A 20,513-nucleotide genomic window follows, 5' to 3' on the forward strand; every position below is an offset into this window, starting at 1 on the left:
AGAAAACCGACATCAGGATGTCGGTTTTCTTTTTTAGATATTATCCTAAGAGGGTAACTTTTACTTTTTCTTCCATCATTTCTTTAAGTGCATCAGCAATTGCATTGGCATCATAACCACACTCGCGATGCAGTTCCTTTAGAGTGCCGTGTTCAACAATACGATCAGGTATACCCAGTATTTTAACCTGTGCATGATAGTTATTTGCAACCATGAATTCCACAACTGCGGATCCGAATCCGCCAACAACTGTTCCATCTTCCACTGTAATTATCTTTGAATACCTGCTGAAAATTTCATGCAGCAATTCTTCATCCAGTGGTTTCACAAATCGCATATCATAATGGCCGGCATTGATTCCATATTGTTTCACATCACGAATAGCCGAGGCTGCAAAATTACCCGGGTGTCCGAATGATAGTACCGCGATATCTTCCCCTTCCCGAATCTTTCTGCCTTTACCGATCTCTATTTCTTTTAAAGGTGTTCGCCACTCGGGCATTACACCTTCACCACGTGGATACCTGATCACAAAAGGCAGTTTGGTGGCTGGCAGTGCTGATGTATACATCAGGTTTCGCAATTCACTTTCGTTCATTGGCGCGCTCACAATCAGATTGGGAATACAACGCATGTAAGGGATATCATAGGCACCATGGTGAGTGGGACCATCTTCGCCTACCAGTCCGGCCCGGTCAAGACAAAAGACTACCGGAAGTTTTTGGATGGCCACATCATGGATCACCTGGTCATAAGCCCTTTGCATGAAAGAAGAATAGATATTACAGAACACTTTCATACCCTGTGTTGCCAATCCGGCACTTACAGTAACTGCATGTTGTTCACAGATGCCTACATCAATTGCACGGTCAGGCATTTTATCCATCATGATCTTCAGGGAAGATCCGGATGGCATTGCAGGAGTGATGCCAAAAATGGAGTCATCTTTTTCTGCCATTTCTAAAAGTGTATGGCCAAAAACATCCTGGTATTTTGGTGGCTGTGGGGTATCAAACTTCTTCTTATATATTTCGCCGGTGATCTTGTCGAATAAGCCAGGTGCGTGCCATTTTGTTTGGTCCTTTTCCGCCAGCTCATATCCTTTTCCCTTGACGGTTATGATGTGTAGAATCTTTGGTCCCGGAATATTCTTAAGGTCCTGAAGAGTGTCTACCAGTTTGGTGATATTATGTCCATCGATGGGTCCGAAATAACGCAGGTTCAATGCTTCAAACAGGTTACTGCTTTTGCTCACCATTCCTTTGATAGAATGCTCCAGCTTGCTGGCCATTTCGCGGGTGAAATTTTTACCCACGGGCAATTTTCCCAAGGCCTTCCAAACATCATCTTTAAGTTTATTGTAGGCAGGGGAAATGGTTATATCGGTCAGGTATTCTTTAAGAGCGCCTACATTCGGATCGATGCTCATGCAGTTATCATTGAGAATGATCAACATGTCGGCATCGGAAACTCCTGCATGGTTCATAGCCTCAAATGCCATACCTGCAGTCATGGAACCATCACCAATAACGGCAACAGATTTCCGGTTTTCCCCTTTGTATTTGGCGGCAAGTGCCATGCCCAATGCCGCAGAAATTGAGGTGGAGGAATGGCCTACTCCGAAAGTATCGTATTCGCTTTCAGTGCGTTTAGGGAAACCAGAGAGTCCGCCATATTTACGGTTTGTCGCAAAATTGTGCATCCTGCCGGTCAGGATCTTATGTCCGTATGCCTGGTGGCCTACATCCCAGACCAGCTGGTCGTAAGGGGTGTTGTAAACATAATGCAATGCGGTGGTAAGTTCCACAACGCCAAGGCTGGCGGCGAAATGCCCTCCATGAACGCTTACTACATCAATGATGTATTGCCTAAGCTCATCGCAGACCTGGTGCAGTTGTTCTGCCCCTAGTTTCTTAAGGTCGGCGGGGGAGTTTATGTCCTTTAAAAGCGCTCCGGGTTTGATTTCCATTCAGTTAAAATAAAGCGTCAAAGATAAGGAACCCTACAGGTTCCGCTCCTGATTTACAAGATAAAGATTTTAACAATCCGAGGCTGATAAGGTTCTGAAAAACCGGCCATCCGTCCATCTTCCTCATCAGAACAGGCATTTGGCCTTTAATACAATTCATTATATTAGTGCCTGTCAAACTGCTAGATTTGCTCTATGTTGCCACGTGGTTATAAATATTACTGGTTTTGCCAGGTATCAGGCTGGACTTTTGTAGTTCTGTCGATGCTCTTTTTTGCCTATTCATTAACCCCTTCAAAGATCGATGCGGGTTTTTTCATGCGTCTTGGCCTTATTTTTTCAGCGGGAATTTTCACTACGCATATATTGAGGGCTTTTATAAGGAGCAGAGGATGGCTACTGTTGCCGGTGGAGAAACTGATTCCCCGAATGATGGTGGCTATTATTGTGACCAGTATCGCCTGTAGTTTACTTTATATGGGATTGGTAAACCTTTTAGGAGTTCAGTCTGATGTACAAAGGAGAATCGACTTCAGCACGAAGTTGCTTGCTTCAACAATGGACATCGGTCTTTTTATCATTCCATGGACCCTGATCTACTATATATATCATTATGTAGCGAAAAGCAGGAAGCAGGAAGTGGATACACTAAAGCTGGAAGCGTTGGTTAAAGCGTTGGAACTCAAAACGATCAAGGCCCATATCAATCCACATTTCATATTCAATGCCCTTAATAGTATCCGGGCCTTAATAGATGAAAACCCGCAGCGGGCAAGAAATGCTGTTACTGAACTCAGCAACCTGCTGAGAAGCAGCATGCAGTCGGAGAAATCTGAGACTGTTCCACTAGAGCGGGAGCTTAATATTGTACGGGATTACCTGGCCCTGGAGCATATCCGGTTTGAAGATCGGCTTCAGGTGGAATTTGATGTTGATGAAGACACGCTCGACCAGCCGGTACCACCCATGATGCTACAGACTCTTGTAGAGAATGCGATAAAACATGGCATAGGCAAGCAGATGCGGGGCGGGCTGGTGCGCATCAGTTCTGACTTCAAAGACGATTACCATGAACTGATGGTGCAGAATACCGGGCGCCTCAACGGGGAAATGAATGGTGAAGGTTTCGGTATCAGCAGTACACGCAACAGATTGCAGTTACTGTTCGGCAATAAGGCCGATTTCAGTATACGTGAAACCAATGGTAACCTGGTTGAAGCCATGGTTAAGATTCCTGTTACTGCTGTAACGGCATTATAGTTTTTCCACAAAACATATATCTATGATAAAGGCTGTACTAATTGATGATGAGCGGCTGGCCCGTACTGAATTGAGAAAGTTGCTGATGGATTTTCCTGAGATCGAGATTGTAGGGGAAGCGGCAAATGCTGCAGAAGGGCTGGAGTCTATTGAGAATTTGCAACCTGATCTTGTATTCCTTGATATACAGATGCCCGGAAAAACCGGGTTTGATATGTTGAGTGAGCTCGAAAAATCACCCCATGTGATATTTACCACCGCTTACGATGAATATGCACTAAAAGCGTTTGAAGTAAATGCGCTGGATTATTTACTAAAGCCCGTTGACTCCAAGCGACTGGCTGATGCCATCCATAAACTGCATATCGCAGAGGAAAAAGAGGCCATGTCGCCGGCAATTGGCACTAACAAGAGTTTATTGAGTGAGCATGACCAGGTTTTTGTAAAAGATGGTGAGCGATGCTGGTTTGTGAAGCTCAGTGATATACGACTCTTTGAGAGTGTCGGAAATTACGCCAAAGTATTCTTTGCAAATAATAAGCCTCTTATACTTAAATCATTAAATGCATTGGAAGAGCGGTTGGACGAAAAGGTTTTTTTCAGGGCCAATCGAAAGCATATAGTTAACCTCAGGCTGATCGAGAAAATCGAACCATATTTTAATGGTGGACTACTCCTTGAATTAAAAGGAGGCGAAAAAATTGAGGTGAGCCGTCGCCAGACAGTGAAATTTAAAGAGATGATGAGTTTGTAAGGATTAAATTACAAACTACCAACAAACAACAATAAGTGTATGCGCCTATATCCGTTTCTTTTCCTTGCCCTACTTGCCTCCTGCGGACCCGCTGTAAGAACTGGTAATACCACCACTGGAACTACGGCAGGGGGTAGTGGTACCGGGATGAGTTCTGCTGAATTTTCTGTAGCAGAAGTTACTCGTATTGAAAAAGTACTATCTGCAGATGATATGCAGGGGAGGGGAGTATTTACAGCTGGTATTGAAAAGGCGGCTTCGTTTATTGCATCTGAATTTGAAAGAATAGGCCTTGATAAGCCTGCTAGCGCTAATGGATACCTGCAGACGTTTGACCTTATCCGACCAGCATTCAAAAGTGCAACTGCAACGCTTGATGAGAAGATAATTGAACAGAAAGATATTATAGCCATTACCACAACTGAAAACTTATCTGTTAACGAGCAGTCGGGATATGAAGTTGTGACCATTCCAAAGGGAGGAGAGTTTTTCAATGAAGCCCGAAAGCATGTAAATGCAGGCAAGAACAGGCTCGTTATTGTGGATCCATCGCATTCTGCAAATTTTCCGCGACTTACAAATTTCAAAAGGCAGATGATGCCCTCGGTAACCAGTACCATTTTTATATTGGGGGAAACTGTTCCGTCTAAGTTTAGCATATCGGCCCGGCATGACATCAGTAAGGCATCACTAAGTAATGTGGTGGGTATATTGCCAGGAACGAGCCGTAAGGATGAGTATGTGATTTTTTCAGGCCATTATGATCATCTGGGCATTGGAAAACCTTTGAATGGGGATTCCATTTTTAATGGGGCAAATGATGATGCCGCCGGCATCACTGCAGTTATTATGCTGGCCGACTATTTCAAAAAGATCGGAGCAAATGAAAGGACCATCATCTTCGCCGCTTTCACCGCAGAAGAATCAGGAGGGTTTGGTTCACGCTATTTTTCACAGCAGTTTGAACCATCCAAAGTGATGGCCATGTTCAATATTGAAATGATAGGTACGGAGAGTAAATGGGGGAAGAATTCTGCCTTTATTACCGGCTATGAGAAAACGGATATGGGAAAGATCATGGAGAAAAACCTGGCAGGATCGGGCTTCAAATTTTACCCTGATCCATACCCCGCACAGCAGTTATTTTATCGCTCAGACAATGCCACTCTTGCCCGTCTGGGTGTTCCGGCCCATACAATTTCAACATCCAAAATGGACAGTGAACCATATTATCATACGGCTGATGATGAGTTTGAAACACTCGATATGGAGAACATGGCACAGATCATTAAGGCGATAGCAATCAGCTCAAGGACTATCATATCGGGTGCTGATACACCAAGCAGGGTGAACACTTCAGAACTTAGGTAGGATTTATTAAAAACGGAAGAATTCTTTCATTCGCACCATCAGCAGGTCTTTCTTCCGGCGTGATACTTCTATTTCACTTCCGTTAGAAAGTATTATGCTGCCTCCTTCTCCCCGAACATACTCTTTGATATGTTCCAGGTTAGCGAGATAAGATTTATGGATGCGTACAAAATTGCAATCTCCCAGGAGTTCTTCATATTCGTGGATAGGCTTGGAAGAGCAGATCACTGTTCGATCTGAAAAATAGAAGTTGGTGTAATTGCTGCTAGCCTCACAATAAATCACATCCGAAATATCCACTACCTGGAATCCTTTAAGGGATGGGATACATAATTTCATCCGTTGCGAATTGCCTTTCTGATGCATGTTGTGTAGTAAAGCCTGAATCTGATTGCCACCGGCCTTTTGATCTAACCGTTTACCTGCGCGCCTGACGGCCTCAGTAAGCTGGTCGGCATCAACGGGCTTTAACAGGTAATCAACAGCACTGAAATGAAATGCCTGGATCATATAATTGTTGTGTGCAGTAACGAAAATCGTTTCGAAATCAATTGAAGGCATCTCGTTCAAAAGGTCAAAACCTGTTTTACCCGGCATGGCAATATCAAGGAATACGAGCTGGGGATGCAACTGGTTTATTTTTTCCCGTGCATCCATAACACTGGTGCTCATTCCTGCTATTTCCACCTCCGGACAATTCATCTGCAAAAGTTTTTGCAGAGAGTTAAGTCCACGCGGTTCATCATCCACCAGTATGGTTTTAATGGGGTTCATATTTCAGGTATTTGTAGAGGTAAACGAATAGTTACTATTGTTCCGCTGCTTTTAGCAGCAGGTATCATACTCTTATCGGCTATCAGGATATTGCTTTGAATATTATATTTTTCATTGAGTAATCGTATTCTTTCCTTAACATTTTCTATTCCCACTGATTGATGAAGGCGCTGCATATTTTTCTTTTCTTCCATTGATCTGATGAAACCAATGCCATCATCTTCAATAGTTGAAACAAAATGAGCTCCTTCTTTTTTGAAATGAACATTTACGGTTATCTCTTTTGAATGCTGGGTTATGCCATGCCAGATCGCATTCTCAATAAATGGCTGGATAAGCATAGGTGGCAATAAAGTATCATCAAGATCAAGTTCCTGATCAACGGTTATATGGCTGGAAAAGTGACGGTTACGGATCTTTTCCATTTCAATATACCTTTCAAGGTAATCAATAGTATTTCTCAATGATACGAATGAGTGGGATGATTGATCCAGCGTTATGCGAATCAACTGAGCAAACTTACTGAGGTACCTGCTTGCTTCCTGGTTCTCATTGTTAAGGATCATTTCCTGAATACTATTCAGGCTGTTGAAAACAAAATGTGGATTCATCTGCGAGCGTAATGCCATCATTTCTGTTTCAGTTATCTTTTGTTTTAAGGTAGCTTCATTACGAATCTTTTTGATTCTTTTCACTACGAAATAACTAATGAGAGTTCCCAATATTATTAGTGCTGCCAACCAGAACCACCATGTCTTCCACCATGGAGGATGAATCATTATGCCTAGTCTTGTCATCTCATTACTCCATTTTCCATCACTATTACTGGAGCGGAGTTCAAAGGTATATTCACCCGGCGGGAGACTGGTGTATGTTGCAATATTTTCATTATCTGGTTCTGACCAGTTATCGGTTAAGCCTTTTAACCTGTAGGTAAAACGATTATTGGTATGATTCGAAAAATTATTAACTGCAAAATAAATGGTGATGAAATTCTGATTGTATTTAAAAGATAAGTTTTCGGTGAAGTAAAGTGATCGCTCAGTGCGAAGTGGCTTTTCATTGACCCTTATTGATGTGAGGAGAGGCGGAGGACTGAAATTGTTGGGTTTTATTTGTGTTGGATTGAAACGTGTAATTCCACCAACACCTCCAAAAAGTAATGAACCATCAGTGTCACGATAACAACAGGCAGTGTTGTATTCAAGGAATGATAAGCCATTGCCCAGATTATAATGTTGAATATTGTTACTCTTTCTGTTTATTTTATAAAGACCCGTATTGGTACTTGTCCAGAATTGGCCATTATTATCCTCCAACACTGCATAACAAACATTTGAATTTGTTGATGGATTAGGTTTTATAGTTTGCAACACGCTGTCTTTCCGAGGATCATAAATTAAAATTCCATTGTCAGTGGAGAGCCATTGCAATGACCCATTGGGAAATAAATGTCTGACATAGAAAGTGTGTTTCCTGACTGACTCCAGCACCCGAAATTGGGATTGTTTCGGATCATATCTGATTAAACCGCCACCCACCGTGCAAATCCAGAGAATATTTTTCTCGTCTTCATAAACATATCTGCCGATGTAAGTATTTTCCTGCATGGGATTGGTTGGGCAGGGTTTCCATTGCTTTTCTTTAAGGTCATAGAAGATGGGTCCGTTTTCGCCCGTAATAAAGAGACTATCCTTATTTTGTAATTTAATGATACTGTATAGTTTTCTTGCCTGTAATAAATCCTGTTCTGTATCAAATTGAAGCTGGTTTAACTTTCTGTTGAATTTTATCAATCCCCCCCAACTTGCTATCCATAAATTTCCTTCATCATCTTCATCGATATCGTATACAGTATTGATAGCTGCTCCGGGCTTTTGAAAGCCCGGGAATGAGATGAACCTGTTTGAAGTAATATCCCATTTCAGCATCCCACTACCCTGAGAGCCCACGTAGTACTCTCCTTCACGGCTTTTATAAATTTCAAATATCATATTATCAGGCAGGGAGAATTCATTGGTAGGTTCATTACTAATAATCTGAAACTGGTACTTAAGCGGATCGTATTTTGCTATTCCGCTTCCACTAAGCCCACACCAGATAATGCCCTGCCGGTCGGCATACATCGATAAAACAAAATTTTTTCCTGGTGTTCGTTTATCATATTTGTTATGTGATGACCTGGTAGTTTTGCGGGTAACAGGATCGTAATGCAAAATTCCGCTGCCACGTGTACCGATCCAAAGTTTTTTGTTTGCATCTGTAATGAAAGAACCGACACCAACAGGTTCCATGCTAAAAGCCAATGGCACCGCATCTTTTCTCAATGGATCATTCACTGAAAAACAGCCTGCAGTTATAGTGCCGATCCATAGAGTAGAATCAGTAGCATACAATTCACGTATCTCCGGAAATTTATGTGATTCCATAACCGGGATAGGTTTGTATCCGCTTGTTTGCGGTTCAAACCAGAATAATTTATTCAATAAACTCACAATGATCTTTCCATTCAGCATGGTTATGCTTGTTACGCGTGCCCTGTTGCTGACGTCATTGAAATAGGAAGTTATTTTTTTTGTTTTTGTATTTATGTGTAGCAATCCATTATTGAAGCTCACTATCCAGAATTCATCTTCGTTGAATGATGATATTTTCTTTGGGGCAACACCCAACAATAATGAAGCATAGGGATATTTTTCGGTTATAAGAAGTAGTGAGTCTCCCGCTGTATCATACAAGCATGTTCCACGAATGGTACCGATCCACAACTGCTTGTTCGTTTGATCAAAATGTAGTGCAGAAATATAGTTTGAAGGGAGTTTATTGCCTTCGGTATTCTGGGGATGATATACTTTGAATTCTTTACCATCATACCTGTTCAGACCATCCTGCGTGCCAAACCACATAAATCCAAGATCGTCCTGCGCAATGGTATAACATGAATTTTGGGAGAGGCCCTGTTCGGAAGAATAGTTTTCAAAAAGAAATTCCTGTCCCTTAATGGATAATGAAATTACCATCAGTATCATGGAAAGGAGAAGGCGCATGAATTAAATCTACTCAATTTTGAGCTTCATGGAAGCAGATTTTCGGCAGTAACCGAATACTCAATCAAAGCCGCCGTTGGTGAAGCGAAACCGATAAAAGTTCATTGCTTACCGTTTACACGTTGGATGCTGCCATTCGTGAACTGGCATATTATTATACTAATAGAATCTATAAATTCACGTCCTGATCAAATGCCACTATACAGCCAGCCTGTCTTAACCCTTAAACCTTCCTTTCTGCCGGAGAAGCGGTTCCAAATGGCGCCTGCTTCTCCGGTTTTTGCTTTTTATACGGGTAATTTCCCAGTCTCCAGGCACTTATGATTTCGTAACTTTAGAAAAGCTCAAATAACCAACATGCTCCAGGAAATTTATCCTGCTATCGGTGCCGGAATGACGGTAAAGATGCTGGAAGCGGAGCCCGATCGCATTAGCAGCCTGCCCCGAATTGATAACCATATATCCTTTCAACCCTTTGTAAACTTTATCCAGAACAAGCAGGTTAAAGCATCAGGTATCCGAGCAGAATATTACCAGCGGTTGATCGAAAGATTTAATGCGGTGCCGGCACTGCTAAAGCCTATCGATGACCCTGACCTGATCAGCTCTAATGCCGACCTGATGGAATTGCTCGCAGCAGGCATATTTCCCGTAATTGGTGAGGAGGAACAGTATATATTTGGCTTTTCAGCGCCCTTCCAATTCAGCAGTTTCTGTTATTCAGAGAACTTCAGCAACTTATTCGCGGATGAGAGAAAGCAACTTCTGCAGATGCCAATGAATGTGCCGGCAGCAGCACTTAAATCAGCTTTCTGTACCTCCATTTATGAACATATACTGGAGAAATTTTACCAGATTGAACTGGCCGACAAACCAGCCCTTATCTATCCACTCACTGATAAGGAAACCGGACTCAAGCGATTTTACAGGTTGCGTTATGACCGCAGGTTCATTGAGGTATATCTAAAAGGAGAATTGCCCCCTATCAGGAATTGTGCAGTTTGCCTGAACACTTTTCGCATCCTTGATCTTGAAAAGCAACTGGAGACAATGCCACTCGATCTGTTTCGTCTGGAAGGCTTTGGCGTATGGATGGCAGATGATGTTACAGTTAGGCAGTCAGTTGAAACCATCCGCCGCATCCTGTTACGCCATGGAGATTGCGATACCGGCATTATGCATGATCTTAAACAAGCTGTTCATGCATTGGTAGGGTTCCAGGACCTTGAAGTTGGTATCATGCCATTCATGAAGATCAATGACCAGTTTATTCTTGATGAAACATGTGCAGGGCATAGCTTGATAGGCCGGCACTGGAAGAATTCGGATCCGGAAAGCTTAAATGCATTTCATTCCTTTATCGGATTTATCAGCGAGGATCATGAACCAACATCGGTTTCTGTAATTGACGAAGGAATTATAGAAGCAATTCCAATATTTAAACGCTTATACAATGAAGGGATAAGAAGTTATATTCTTTACCCTATTCAGAATAATGATGGCTTACTTGGATTACTTGAAATTGGTTCAACCATCCCCCATCTACTTACTCATGAAGCCCTAATGCGGTTGGAACCAGCAATGCCGCTGCTATCACTTGCGCTACTTAAGAATCGTGAAAGTTTCAATACCAGAATTGAGAAACTTATAAAAGATAAATTCACGGCCCTTCAGCCTTCTGTTGAGTGGAAGTTTGCCAATGTTGCCTGGAAGTTCATGAACCAGGAAGCCGGCGATGATTGTAATGTGGTTTTTGAGGATGTATATCCCTTATATGGCGCGATAGATATCCGCGATTCATCAGTACAAAGAAATCAAGCCATTCAGAAGGATCTGAAAAGGCAATTAAGCCTTGTGGACCAAACGCTTGAATTATTGCAGAGCAGGCTAAGTCTGACACTTCTTGAAGGGCTACAATTCAAGAACCAGCAGATCAGGAGTTCCATTGAAGAAAGTATGCTGGCAGAGGACGAAGTAGTCATCAATGATTTCCTGAATAATGAGCTTGAACCGGTGCTACGGCATTTGAATATGGGAGATGCCCAGATCAGGGAAGTTACAAACAGGTACTATGAGGCAGTTGGTAATTACAACGGATATCTCTATCACCATCGGCGAGAATATGAGCAATCCATTACAGTAATCAATGATACAGTTATGGATCTTCTTACAATTGGTGAAGCAGAAATTCAACAAACCTATCCCCATTATTTCGAGAAATACAGAACGGATGGGGTGGAGTATAATATTTATATAGGTCAGTCGATAGCGCCCGCCGCACCATTTGATATGCTATACCTGAAAAATATAAGACTCTGGCAATTGCGTTCAATGGCAGAGATCACAAGAGCAACAGCGAAATTACTCCCATCGCTAAAAGTGCCCCTGGAAACCACGCAGCTGATCCTGGTACATAACCAATCTATTGCCATCAGCTTCCGGCGCGACGAACGGCGTTTTGATGTGGAAGGTTCCTATAACATTCGTTATGAGGTGATGAAGAAAAGACTCGATAAAGTAAGGATCAGGGAAACTGCCGAAAGACTTACACAGCCGGGTAAGATCGCGATTGTTTACAGTAATCCAAAAGATGCCCAGGAATATATCGAATACATCAGTTTCTTACAGAATAAGGGTGTTATAAGGCCAGGTATGGAGAATCTTGAATTGGAGGAATTGCAGGGTGTGCGCGGACTAAAAGCATTAAGGGTAGAAGTGGGGTAAGGACTGTTTTCTTTTCGATCGGATGTATTAGTTTCGGGTAATGCGATTATTGCTTACCATTTCAAGAAGGATAATATTCCTTATCGGTGTACCGCTTTTGTTTATAGGCTGTGCGCCAAGGCCCCAGGCTACAACTGTAACAAATCCAATCAGCCCACTGGCCGCTCACCCTGTTTCTCCAATGCATATCTATACCACACTTTCATTTCTGGCACACGATAGCCTGAATGGAAGGATGGCCGGTACCAGGGAGAACCTGATCGCCACTGCATACATCGCCGGGCAATTTCAGCAGATGGGATTGCAGCCTTTCAGGAGTAACAGTTTTAAAAATACTTTTTATGTTGACCGAAATGATTCAACCATAACTCACAGTAATGTAATAGCCTGGTTGCCTGGAAGGTCGAAGCCTGGTGAGATTATTATGATTTCCGCTCATTTCGATCATGTTCAGGCTGGCCGACCTTCAAAAGGTGACAAGATCTATAACGGCGCCAATGATAATGCATCGGGTACTGCCGCCATGCTCGCCATGGCCAACTATTATGCACTAACGCGAACCAATGAGCGAAGTTTGCTTTTCTGTGCCTTTAATGCAGAAGAAAGCGGATTGCTGGGTTCATTTGATTTTGCGTCCACCATTCATCCGGATAGTATTGTTGCAGGAATTAACCTTGAGATGCTTGGTGTACCCCAGTTTGGAAAAAATAATATCGTTGTTACAGGTATGAAAAGATCGGGATTGCCTGACATCATGCAGAAAAATTTAAAAGGCAGTGAATTCAGGTTGCGTAAGGAAAGGGGTGAGGACCTGTTTGAAAGGTCAGATAATTATGCATTTGCTGTGAAAGGTGTTCCGGCCCATTCCTTTATGGCAAGCGATGATACGGAGAAATGTTATCACAGTCCATGTGATGAACTGAAGCGGATGGATACGGAAAATATGGCCAGGCTGGTAGAAGCACTTATCACTGGGATCTCCACCATTGTTTCGGGTCGAGATACACCTTCCAGAATTATTCCCTGATGACCCCTACCGCATGAATTGCAGCACTCATTTCACGGATCAGGAATGGATCTTTTTCAATGGCGTTTCCCACAACAATAATATCGGCACCGGCCCTGCAGTTGCGGTAAGCTTTTTCAGGGTCAGTAATTCCACCGCCTACTACAAGGGGAATTGATATCTGGGAGGCCACTATTGAAATCATTTCTTCTGATATAGCTTTCCTGGCGCCACTACCGGCATCCATGTAAATAAGTTTCATTCCAAGCATCTCACCCGCCAGCGCTGTACATAATGCAATTTCATTTTTATCGGCTGGAATAGGAGCTGCATTGCTTATATAAGAAACGGTAGTAGGGGCACCGCCATCAATCACCATGTACCCGGTGCTCATGATCTCCAGGCCGCTCTGTTTCACAAAAGGTGCACTGATCACATGCTGGCCAATAAGTAATTCTGGATTTCTACCGGAAATAAGTGAGAGATAGAGTAAGGCATCCGCATGCCTTGATATCTGGGATGGACTGCCCGGAAAAAGTATTACCGGGATGTCGGATTGTTCTTTTATTGCCAGAATACATTCATCAAGATGGTTTGAAATAACCAGGCTTCCACCAACCAGGAAATAGTCCACATCTGCATCGTTTGCCAGCTGGGTAAGTTGTTCCAATTGACCAGGCCTGACCTTGTCGGGGTCTACTAGTACCGCAAATGATTTCTGTCGGGCTGATTTCTGTTTCTGGATGTGTTGATAGATACCTTGCTGCATTCAATAGGTAATGGCTGGTCACAAAAATGCAAAAAATAGCTGGTAATGCCAATCCGGATTAGAATCGGCAATAGAAAGCTAATTGTGTTACATGGTTATTGGTGAAAGCATCATTACGGCCTTTGACGTATTGATTGAGATAACCAGCTTCAATGTCAAATTCCTTGCTCACCCTGTATCCCAGGGCAAGGTAAGCACGGTTCTGGTCGAAGCTCCGTCCATTCACATGTGAGTTATTCCCTATATTGAACATAACCTCATTCTGTAAGGCGGTGAAAACACCTTTGACGAAAGGTTTCTGGCCATTTATCGGGATCACAGTACGCAGAAAATAACGGAAGCGGTTGGCATATACATTACCGTCATTCACAACTTTATCGCCTTCTGTATAAGTTTTACTTATAAAACGCTGCTCAAGCCGGAAACGATGAGCCAGGCTGGTTTTCGCCAGCGGATGTGTATAAATCAATTGCTCCCAGATGCGATGTTCCGGAGAGTAGCCTGTTACCACCTGATCAGCATCACCGGTGAATAAACGTCGGTTGCTGATATACGCATAGCCTGCAGTAGCCAGAAGCCGATCGTTGGCCTTATAATTAATACCAGGCCTTATCAACAGCGTTTGCATGTGCCTGAAATCATCGTCAGAACGCCATTGGGCATCAAAATGAATGCTTGTTTTTTTACCAATAGTGAAACTGTTAAAAGAACCTACCCACGCGGTGTTGATCTTTTGGGAAAAAGCTGAGTTTGCGAACGAAAAAAAGAGTGCAAAAAATAATAGCCAATACTTCATGTAATTTGATGTTGAAGCGTCAAATCTAGTCCCAATAACTGTTTTAGGATGTTAAAATCTCTTTAACATCAGAACCAGCGCACTTTAGCTGTTGTTGTAAAAAGGGCAGGCAACCATCTATCTTAAAATGTTAAAGAAAAGAAGGCTATCTACCAAAAAAAAGAATTTCAGCATGTGGATTTTTCATCAAACTCAACCCCATCGGGAGCCTTGTGATTTTCCCCATCCTTTATCCACACCTGTGCATATTTCCGGGTATGATTTTTTAAGTGAGCCGCCTATTTTCGTTTTCACACTTGGATACGGATTTCATAATTTCTTAACCAGCACTCAAATCAAAATATTGTATGGCCAGTAAAAAATCAGCTAGCAAAGGGCTGCAGTTCCCCCGTCGCTTCACCAGAGATGATATTTCTGTATTCGACCAGTTCGAATACGATTACCGCACATCTATCATCCGCAACCCCAGTGGAGAGGTTGTATTTGAAATGAATAATGTAGAAGTGCCAAAGGGATGGAGCCAGATCGCTACTGATATTCTCGCCCAGAAGTATTTCCGTAAGGCGGGCATACCTCAGCCTGATGGCAGTTTGGGAAGAGAAACATCCTCCCGCCAGGTGGCTCACCGCATGGCGCATTGCTGGCGTGTGTGGGGCGAGCGTTATGGTTATTTTGCAACGGAGCAGGATGCACAGGTGTTCTATGAGGAGCTGGTTTACTCCATCCTTAACCAGGCCTGTGTTCCCAATAGTCCCCAGTGGTTCAATACCGGTTTGTATGAGTGTTATGGTATCAAGGGTAAGCCCCAGGGTCATTATTATGTTGACCAGGCTGATGGAGAGCTTAAGAAATCCACTTCTGCCTATGAGCGCCCACAGCCGCATGCCTGCTTTATTCTAAGTGTGGAAGATGACCTGGTAAATGATGGCGGTATCATGGACCTCTGGGTTCGTGAGGCTCGTATTTTCAAATATGGATCAGGTGTTGGTACAAACTTCTCCCAGATCCGTGGAGAAGGGGAGAAACTGAGTGGTGGTGGAACTTCCTCCGGACTGATGAGTTTTCTAAAGATCGGAGACCGTGCGGCAGGAGCTATAAAGAGTGGTGGAACAACGCGCAGGGCTGCTAAAATGGTTTGTCTTGACCTCGACCATCCGGAGATCATCCAGTTTGTAGACTGGAAAGTGGAGGAGGAGAAAAAAGTGGGTGCGCTTATTGCTGCAGGTTATGCCAGCGATTATGAAGGCGAGGCTTACCGTACAGTAAGTGGGCAGAACTCCAACAACTCTGTTCGTATTCCAAACAGCTTTTTTGATAAACTGGAGAACAATGAAGATTGGGAATTGAAAGCGCGTAGTGATGGCCGTGTGATGAAGAAGATTCCTGCCCGCGAACTCTGGAATAAGATTTCTTATGCCGCTTGGCGTTGTGCTGATCCGGGTGCACAATACGATACTACCATCAATGAATGGCATACCTGTCCGGAAGGAGGTCGCATCAATGCCTCTAACCCTTGTTCGGAATACATGTTCCTTGATAACACGGCATGTAACCTGGCATCGGCCAACCTCATGAAATTCTTCGATACCGATACCAATATTTTTGATGTTGAAGGATATGCCTACAGCTGCAGGCTCTGGACAGTAGTACTTGAGATATCGGTATTGATGGCGCAATTCCCATCAAAAGATGTTGCCCAACTCTCCTTCGATTACCGTACACTTGGATTGGGTTATGCTAACCTGGGTACTATGTTGATGGTTAGTGGAATTCCTTATGATAGTGAAGAGGCACGGGGTATTGCAGGAGCTATCTCCGCCATTATGACCGGCATAGCGTATAAGACTTCAGCAGAGCTTGCACAGATACTCGGACCATTCGCCAAGTATGAAGAGAATAAAGAGCATATGCTTCGCGTAATGCGTAACCATCGTGCCGCCGCTTATGATGCATCGGAAGCCTATGAAGGGCTGAGTATCAAACCCCTTGGTATACAGGCCAAATATTGTCCGGACTACCTCCTCAAAGCAGCTACCGCAGCATGGGATGATGCCGTTCAAATGGGTGAGAAATATGGTTACAGAAATGCACAAACTACTGTAATTGCACCAACCGGAACAATTGGACTGGTGATGGATTGCGATACAACAGGGGTTGAGCCTGATTTCGCGCTGGTGAAGTTTAAAAAATTGAGTGGTGGAGGATATTTCAAGATCATCAACCAGTCTGTTCCTGTTGCCCTGCGGAATTTGAAGTATTCTGAAAAAGAGATCGATGCCATTATTAAATATGCAGTAGGTTCCGCAAGTTTCGCCGGTGCTCCATTCATTAATCACCAGACCCTTAGTGAGAAAGGTTTTATTGCAGAGGAGATCAAGAAGCTTGATGATTCAGTGAAGAGTGCATTTGAGATCGGTTTCATATTCAATAAGTTCAACCTCGGAGAAGCATGCCTCGAAAGGCTTGGATTTTCCGCCGACCAGTATAATGACTGGAACTTCAACCTGCTGGAGGCCCTTGGCTTTACAGAGGAGCAGATCGATGCAGCCAATGACTACGTTTGTGGAACTATGACCGTAGAGGGTGCGCCACTGCTGAAGCCTGAACACCTGCCCGTTTTTGACTGTGCCAACAGGTGTGGTAAAAAAGGAGAGCGCTTTATTCATGCGCATGGACATATCCGGATGATGGGTGCCGTACAACCCTTTATCAGTGGAGCCATCTCCAAAACCATCAACCTGCCTAATGAAGCCTCTGTAGAAGAGATCGCTGATTGCTATATGCTAAGCTGGAAGCTGGGATTGAAGGCAAATGCTCTTTACCGCGACGGATCTAAGCTGAGCCAGCCTCTGAGCAATAAAAGCGATAAAAAGAAAAAGTCTGAAGATGGTAAAGAAGAGGAAGCTGCAGCAGCAGAAATACCTGTGATGGCAGAAACTTCCAATATCATCGATATGAGCAAGCTCACCGTCACTGAGTTGCTGGAGGAAGTGCAGAAGCGTGTTCAATCTTCGCCTGATACAAAACTAAAACGCGAACTCGCCCATATAGTAGAAAGAAGAACATTACCAGCCAAACGCCGTGGTTACACCCAGAAGGCAAAGATCAATGGGCAGGCTTTATTTGTGCGGACTGGTGAATATGGTGATGGAACACTTGGAGAAATCTTTATTGATATGGCCAAGGAAGGCGCAACAATGCGTAGTATGCTGAACTGTTTTGCTATTGCGGTATCAATAGGATTACAATATGGTGTTCCGCTGGAGGAATTTGTTGAGAAGTTTGTATTCACCAGGTTTGAGCCAGCCGGAATGGTAGATCACCCGAATATCAAGAGCGCTACTTCTATCGTGGACTTCATTTTCCGCTCCCTGGCATATGAATACCTCGATCGTACTGACCTGGTACATGTTCTGGATAAGCCTGAGGTGATGAATACAGGAACTAATAGCTGGGATGAGCCAGCTGTTGCGCAGGAGCTTGAAAAAAAAACACCTGAACTGAGTGATGTAAGAATAGTGGCATCTGCTCAGCCCCGACCAACAGCGGAGTCGCAAAAGCCAACGGAACCGGTAAAAGCTGTTAAGGCGCTAAAGGTGGAAGGAAGTAATGCTTTTGACGCTATGAGTAAGGCAAACAAATCAATGCAAAGCGATGCACCAGCCTGTAATGTTTGTGGTCATCTGACCATCAGGAGCGGTACCTGCTATAAATGCCTCAACTGTGGTAACAGCCTGGGTTGCAGCTAAGAAATAAACATGGACGGTTTTTTTAATAAAACCACGGCCCCGGTCATCTGGCTGGGGCCTTTTCTTGTCCAGATATTATACGTTTTTAGGAATTCTGGCGTTATACTTGTTACAAACCCGTTTGAAATCCGTACCGTCACCTAAATTCAAGTCTATGCAAAAACTATTGGCTGTTATTGTGCTGGCTATGTTGTTTGCATCCTGTAGAGCTGTATCGCCTTCTGAGGCAGCCAGCTCAAAATTCAGGTATTGCAGACCCATTCGCTAGCCTGATTGGTTAAATGAATTGACAATTCCTCCCGATTCCGAAAGGATCGGGATGTTTTGTTTTAAGGCATTTACTACTTTGCAGGCTAAATCGCCCCAATGAATCGCTGTTTTGCCCTAATTACTTTAATGCTTGTCAGCTCACTCGTTTTCTCCCAGGATAAGAAAGGAATTCTGGCAGGTCCGATGCTCGGTCAGGTGGAAATTCGTACTGCACGCATCTGGCTGGAAGCTGGTGAAGATGTAAAGAGCGTAGCAATTCGATACTGGAAACAGGGTGATAAAGCAGGCGCACGAACAAAATCAGTAAATGGCGATATCAATAGGGATTTCAAGCCCTTTCAGGTAGAGATCGGCGGACTGGAGCCCGATACAAAATATGATTACAGTATCCTTTTTAATGGAGCTGAATCAGGAAGAGGGGGCAGCTTCAAAACAAAGGAATTATGGCAGTGGAGAAAACCAGCCCCCGATGTTCATTTCCTGGCGGGTTCATGCACCTATTTCAATGAGCCAAAATATGACCGACCGGGTAAACCCTATGGACAGGATTCCAGCATATTTAAAACGATGGCAGGAGAACAGGCTGATTTCATGCTTTGGCTGGGCGATAACTGGTATACCCGTGAAGTTGATTATTCAAGTGAATGGGGACTTTGGTACCGGGCCAGCCGAGATCGCAGCCATGAAATCCTACAACCATTCCTTAAGGCAATGCCACATTATGCGATCTGGGATGATCATGATTTTGGTCCCAACGATATGGGCGCAAGCTTTATCTACAATAATTTAAGTCGGGAGATCTTCAAAAACTACTGGGCCAATCCCACTTATGGAAACGGAGAGAAAGGAATCTATACCATGGTATCCTACAGCGATGTGGACCTGTTTTTACTGGATGATCGCAGTTGGAGAAGTGAAGACAGAACACCTTCTACCGTAAACGGTCAACCGAATAGTGAGAAAACCATGCTAGGCAGAGAACAGCTTAACTGGCTCAAGCAGGCTTTGCGATTTAGCAGGGCCAGTTTTAAGATCATTGTGGTGGGAAGCCAGGTGCTGAATCCGGTTTCACCATTTGATAAATTGCTTGACTACCCCGCCGATTACAATGAGCTGATGGAATTCCTTGAAAAAGAGAAGGTAAATGGAGTTTTATTCATGACAGGTGACCGCCATCATTCAGAGATTATCCGAGTGAATCGCCAGGGTAATTATCCCCTTTATGATATTACCGTTTCTCCCCTCACATCCGGAACCCATGTATTCGGAAAAGAGGAACGCGACAATCCTTTCCGTATATTCGGACTAGATCAGAAACAGAACTATGGCAGGATCTCAGTGACGGGTATTAGGGGAGAGCGGAAATTATCAATTTCCTTCCGTGGTCTTAAAGGAGAAGAATTTGGTAAATGGTCGGTTACCGAAAAGGAATTAAGGCAATCCAATCAATAAGACATGACGGTATCTTTTTCTTATGATAAAAAGCAGGTGATTCAGGCGCTTCGCTACCATTTTATGACGCGCCCTGAAATCCGGATCCTTGTGATCCTCATAAACGTTTTCACCATTGCTGCTGCCGTGCTGCTTTATCTTAAAAAGATCCATCCCTTTTCCTTCCTGATTTTTTCAACGCTATGGTTGACGTTAATGCTGGTGGTTTGGATAATACTCCCAAACAGTATCTATAAGCGTTCCCATACTTTCAGGGATTCATTCTTCCTATCATTTAATGAGGAGGAAGTTGTTTTACAAACGGAAAGGGGGAACCAAAGCTGGCCATGGCAGAGGTTTAGCAAGTTTGTTGAAACACCCTATTTCTTTCATCTTTATTTCGATAACCGATCTTTTTTTCTGGTGCCCAAAGATGCATTTGATAATATCCCTGACCAGCAGGCAACCAGGGAACTGATCAGGAATAAGATCGGCAAGTCGGCCTGATGCCAATTTGTATCACAATTTCTTGGTAAGATGAGTGCAAAAAGGATGATATGCGGGCACAAGGAATTGTTTTGACAGGAGAAAAC

13 protein-coding genes are annotated in these 20,513 nt (G+C 43.5%); 8 read left to right on the forward strand and 5 right to left on the reverse strand.

Going from position 1 to position 20,513, the window contains the following annotated elements; translation table 11 throughout:
• Positions 1-40: 40 nt before the first annotated feature.
• Complete coding sequence (dxs, locus tag V6M43_RS00140) at positions 41-1,969, reverse strand: 1-deoxy-D-xylulose-5-phosphate synthase (RefSeq protein WP_332732022.1); 1,929 nt, start codon at positions 1,967-1,969, stop codon at positions 41-43.
• A gap of 195 nt (positions 1,970-2,164) precedes the next feature.
• Between dxs and V6M43_RS00145 the strand changes: the two genes are divergently transcribed.
• The 3 genes from V6M43_RS00145 to V6M43_RS00155 are packed head-to-tail and all read left to right on the forward strand — an operon-like array spanning position 2,165 to position 5,354.
• On the forward strand, positions 2,165-3,229 hold the full coding sequence (locus V6M43_RS00145; protein WP_332732024.1) for a sensor histidine kinase: 1,065 nt from the start codon (positions 2,165-2,167) through the stop codon (positions 3,227-3,229).
• A 22-nt stretch (positions 3,230-3,251) separates the two neighbouring features.
• Positions 3,252-3,983: a LytR/AlgR family response regulator transcription factor gene (locus tag V6M43_RS00150; protein WP_172644679.1), complete on the forward strand. Its 732-nt coding sequence runs from the start codon at positions 3,252-3,254 to the stop codon at positions 3,981-3,983.
• A 39-nt stretch (positions 3,984-4,022) separates the two neighbouring features.
• Entirely contained in the window at positions 4,023-5,354 is a 1,332-nt protein-coding gene (locus V6M43_RS00155) for a M28 family metallopeptidase (RefSeq protein ID WP_332732027.1), read from the forward strand.
• A 6-nt stretch (positions 5,355-5,360) separates the two neighbouring features.
• Here the strand turns inward: V6M43_RS00155 and V6M43_RS00160 are convergent, their stop codons facing one another.
• Both V6M43_RS00160 and V6M43_RS00165 read right to left on the reverse strand, forming a co-directional pair.
• Positions 5,361-6,128, reverse strand: a complete 768-nt coding sequence (locus V6M43_RS00160) for a LytR/AlgR family response regulator transcription factor (protein ID WP_332732028.1) — start codon at positions 6,126-6,128, stop codon at positions 5,361-5,363.
• Positions 6,125-9,175 carry a ligand-binding sensor domain-containing protein gene (locus tag V6M43_RS00165; protein WP_332732030.1) on the reverse strand — a complete coding sequence of 1,017 codons (3,051 nt, stop codon included), beginning with the start codon at positions 9,173-9,175 and terminating at the stop codon, positions 6,125-6,127. Before V6M43_RS00165 ends, V6M43_RS00160 begins: the two co-directional genes overlap by 4 nt.
• 357 nt (positions 9,176-9,532) lie before the next feature.
• Between V6M43_RS00165 and V6M43_RS00170 the strand changes: the two genes are divergently transcribed.
• Both V6M43_RS00170 and V6M43_RS00175 read left to right on the forward strand, forming a co-directional pair.
• A complete protein-coding gene (locus V6M43_RS00170; protein ID WP_332732032.1) occupies positions 9,533-11,899 on the forward strand; it encodes a hypothetical protein in 2,367 nt (788 codons plus the stop codon).
• Positions 11,900-11,939: 40 nt separating this feature from the next.
• The gene (locus V6M43_RS00175; protein WP_332732033.1) at positions 11,940-12,926 is read left to right on the forward strand and encodes a M28 family peptidase; all 987 of its coding nucleotides are present in this window, start codon (positions 11,940-11,942) and stop codon (positions 12,924-12,926) included.
• Here V6M43_RS00175 and V6M43_RS00180 read toward each other — a convergent pair.
• Complete coding sequence (locus tag V6M43_RS00180; RefSeq protein WP_332732034.1) at positions 12,916-13,674, reverse strand: geranylgeranylglyceryl/heptaprenylglyceryl phosphate synthase; 759 nt, start codon at positions 13,672-13,674, stop codon at positions 12,916-12,918. The two genes, V6M43_RS00175 and V6M43_RS00180, sit on opposite strands and share 11 nt — an antisense overlap.
• 58 nt (positions 13,675-13,732) lie before the next feature.
• A complete protein-coding gene (locus tag V6M43_RS00185) occupies positions 13,733-14,470 on the reverse strand; it encodes a DUF2490 domain-containing protein (RefSeq protein WP_332732035.1) in 738 nt (245 codons plus the stop codon).
• A 347-nt stretch (positions 14,471-14,817) separates the two neighbouring features.
• On the opposite strand from V6M43_RS00185, the gene V6M43_RS00190 reads away from it, so the two are divergent.
• From V6M43_RS00190 to V6M43_RS00200, 3 genes are all read left to right on the forward strand, one after another.
• Positions 14,818-18,219: a vitamin B12-dependent ribonucleotide reductase gene (locus V6M43_RS00190; protein ID WP_332732036.1), complete on the forward strand. Its 3,402-nt coding sequence runs from the start codon at positions 14,818-14,820 to the stop codon at positions 18,217-18,219.
• Between the two features lie 366 nt (positions 18,220-18,585).
• Entirely contained in the window at positions 18,586-19,941 is a 1,356-nt protein-coding gene (locus V6M43_RS00195) for an alkaline phosphatase D family protein (protein ID WP_332732037.1), read from the forward strand.
• A 3-nt stretch (positions 19,942-19,944) separates the two neighbouring features.
• On the forward strand, positions 19,945-20,427 hold the full coding sequence (locus tag V6M43_RS00200; protein ID WP_332732038.1) for a YcxB family protein: 483 nt from the start codon (positions 19,945-19,947) through the stop codon (positions 20,425-20,427).
• Positions 20,428-20,513: the final 86 nt, after the last annotated feature.

Origin of the sequence: Flavihumibacter sp., from assembly GCF_036676075.1 — a bacterium.
Classification (GTDB): domain Bacteria; phylum Bacteroidota; class Bacteroidia; order Chitinophagales; family Chitinophagaceae; genus Flavihumibacter.

Coding starts and splice junctions, on each gene's coding strand:
- V6M43_RS00180 (WP_332732034.1), bottom strand. CDS start 13,674: ATGCAGCAAGGTATCTATCAACACATCCAGAAACAGAAATCAGCCCGA.
- V6M43_RS00200 (WP_332732038.1), top strand. CDS start 19,945: ATGACGGTATCTTTTTCTTATGATAAAAAGCAGGTGATTCAGGCGCTT.
- V6M43_RS00190 (WP_332732036.1), top strand. CDS start 14,818: ATGGCCAGTAAAAAATCAGCTAGCAAAGGGCTGCAGTTCCCCCGTCGC.
- V6M43_RS00175 (WP_332732033.1), top strand. CDS start 11,940: ATGCGATTATTGCTTACCATTTCAAGAAGGATAATATTCCTTATCGGT.
- dxs (WP_332732022.1), bottom strand. CDS start 1,969: ATGGAAATCAAACCCGGAGCGCTTTTAAAGGACATAAACTCCCCCGCC.
- V6M43_RS00195 (WP_332732037.1), top strand. CDS start 18,586: ATGAATCGCTGTTTTGCCCTAATTACTTTAATGCTTGTCAGCTCACTC.
- V6M43_RS00165 (WP_332732030.1), bottom strand. CDS start 9,175: ATGCGCCTTCTCCTTTCCATGATACTGATGGTAATTTCATTATCCATT.
- V6M43_RS00150 (WP_172644679.1), top strand. CDS start 3,252: ATGATAAAGGCTGTACTAATTGATGATGAGCGGCTGGCCCGTACTGAA.
- V6M43_RS00145 (WP_332732024.1), top strand. CDS start 2,165: ATGTTGCCACGTGGTTATAAATATTACTGGTTTTGCCAGGTATCAGGC.
- V6M43_RS00170 (WP_332732032.1), top strand. CDS start 9,533: ATGCTCCAGGAAATTTATCCTGCTATCGGTGCCGGAATGACGGTAAAG.
- V6M43_RS00155 (WP_332732027.1), top strand. CDS start 4,023: ATGCGCCTATATCCGTTTCTTTTCCTTGCCCTACTTGCCTCCTGCGGA.
- V6M43_RS00160 (WP_332732028.1), bottom strand. CDS start 6,128: ATGAACCCCATTAAAACCATACTGGTGGATGATGAACCGCGTGGACTT.
- V6M43_RS00185 (WP_332732035.1), bottom strand. CDS start 14,470: ATGAAGTATTGGCTATTATTTTTTGCACTCTTTTTTTCGTTCGCAAAC.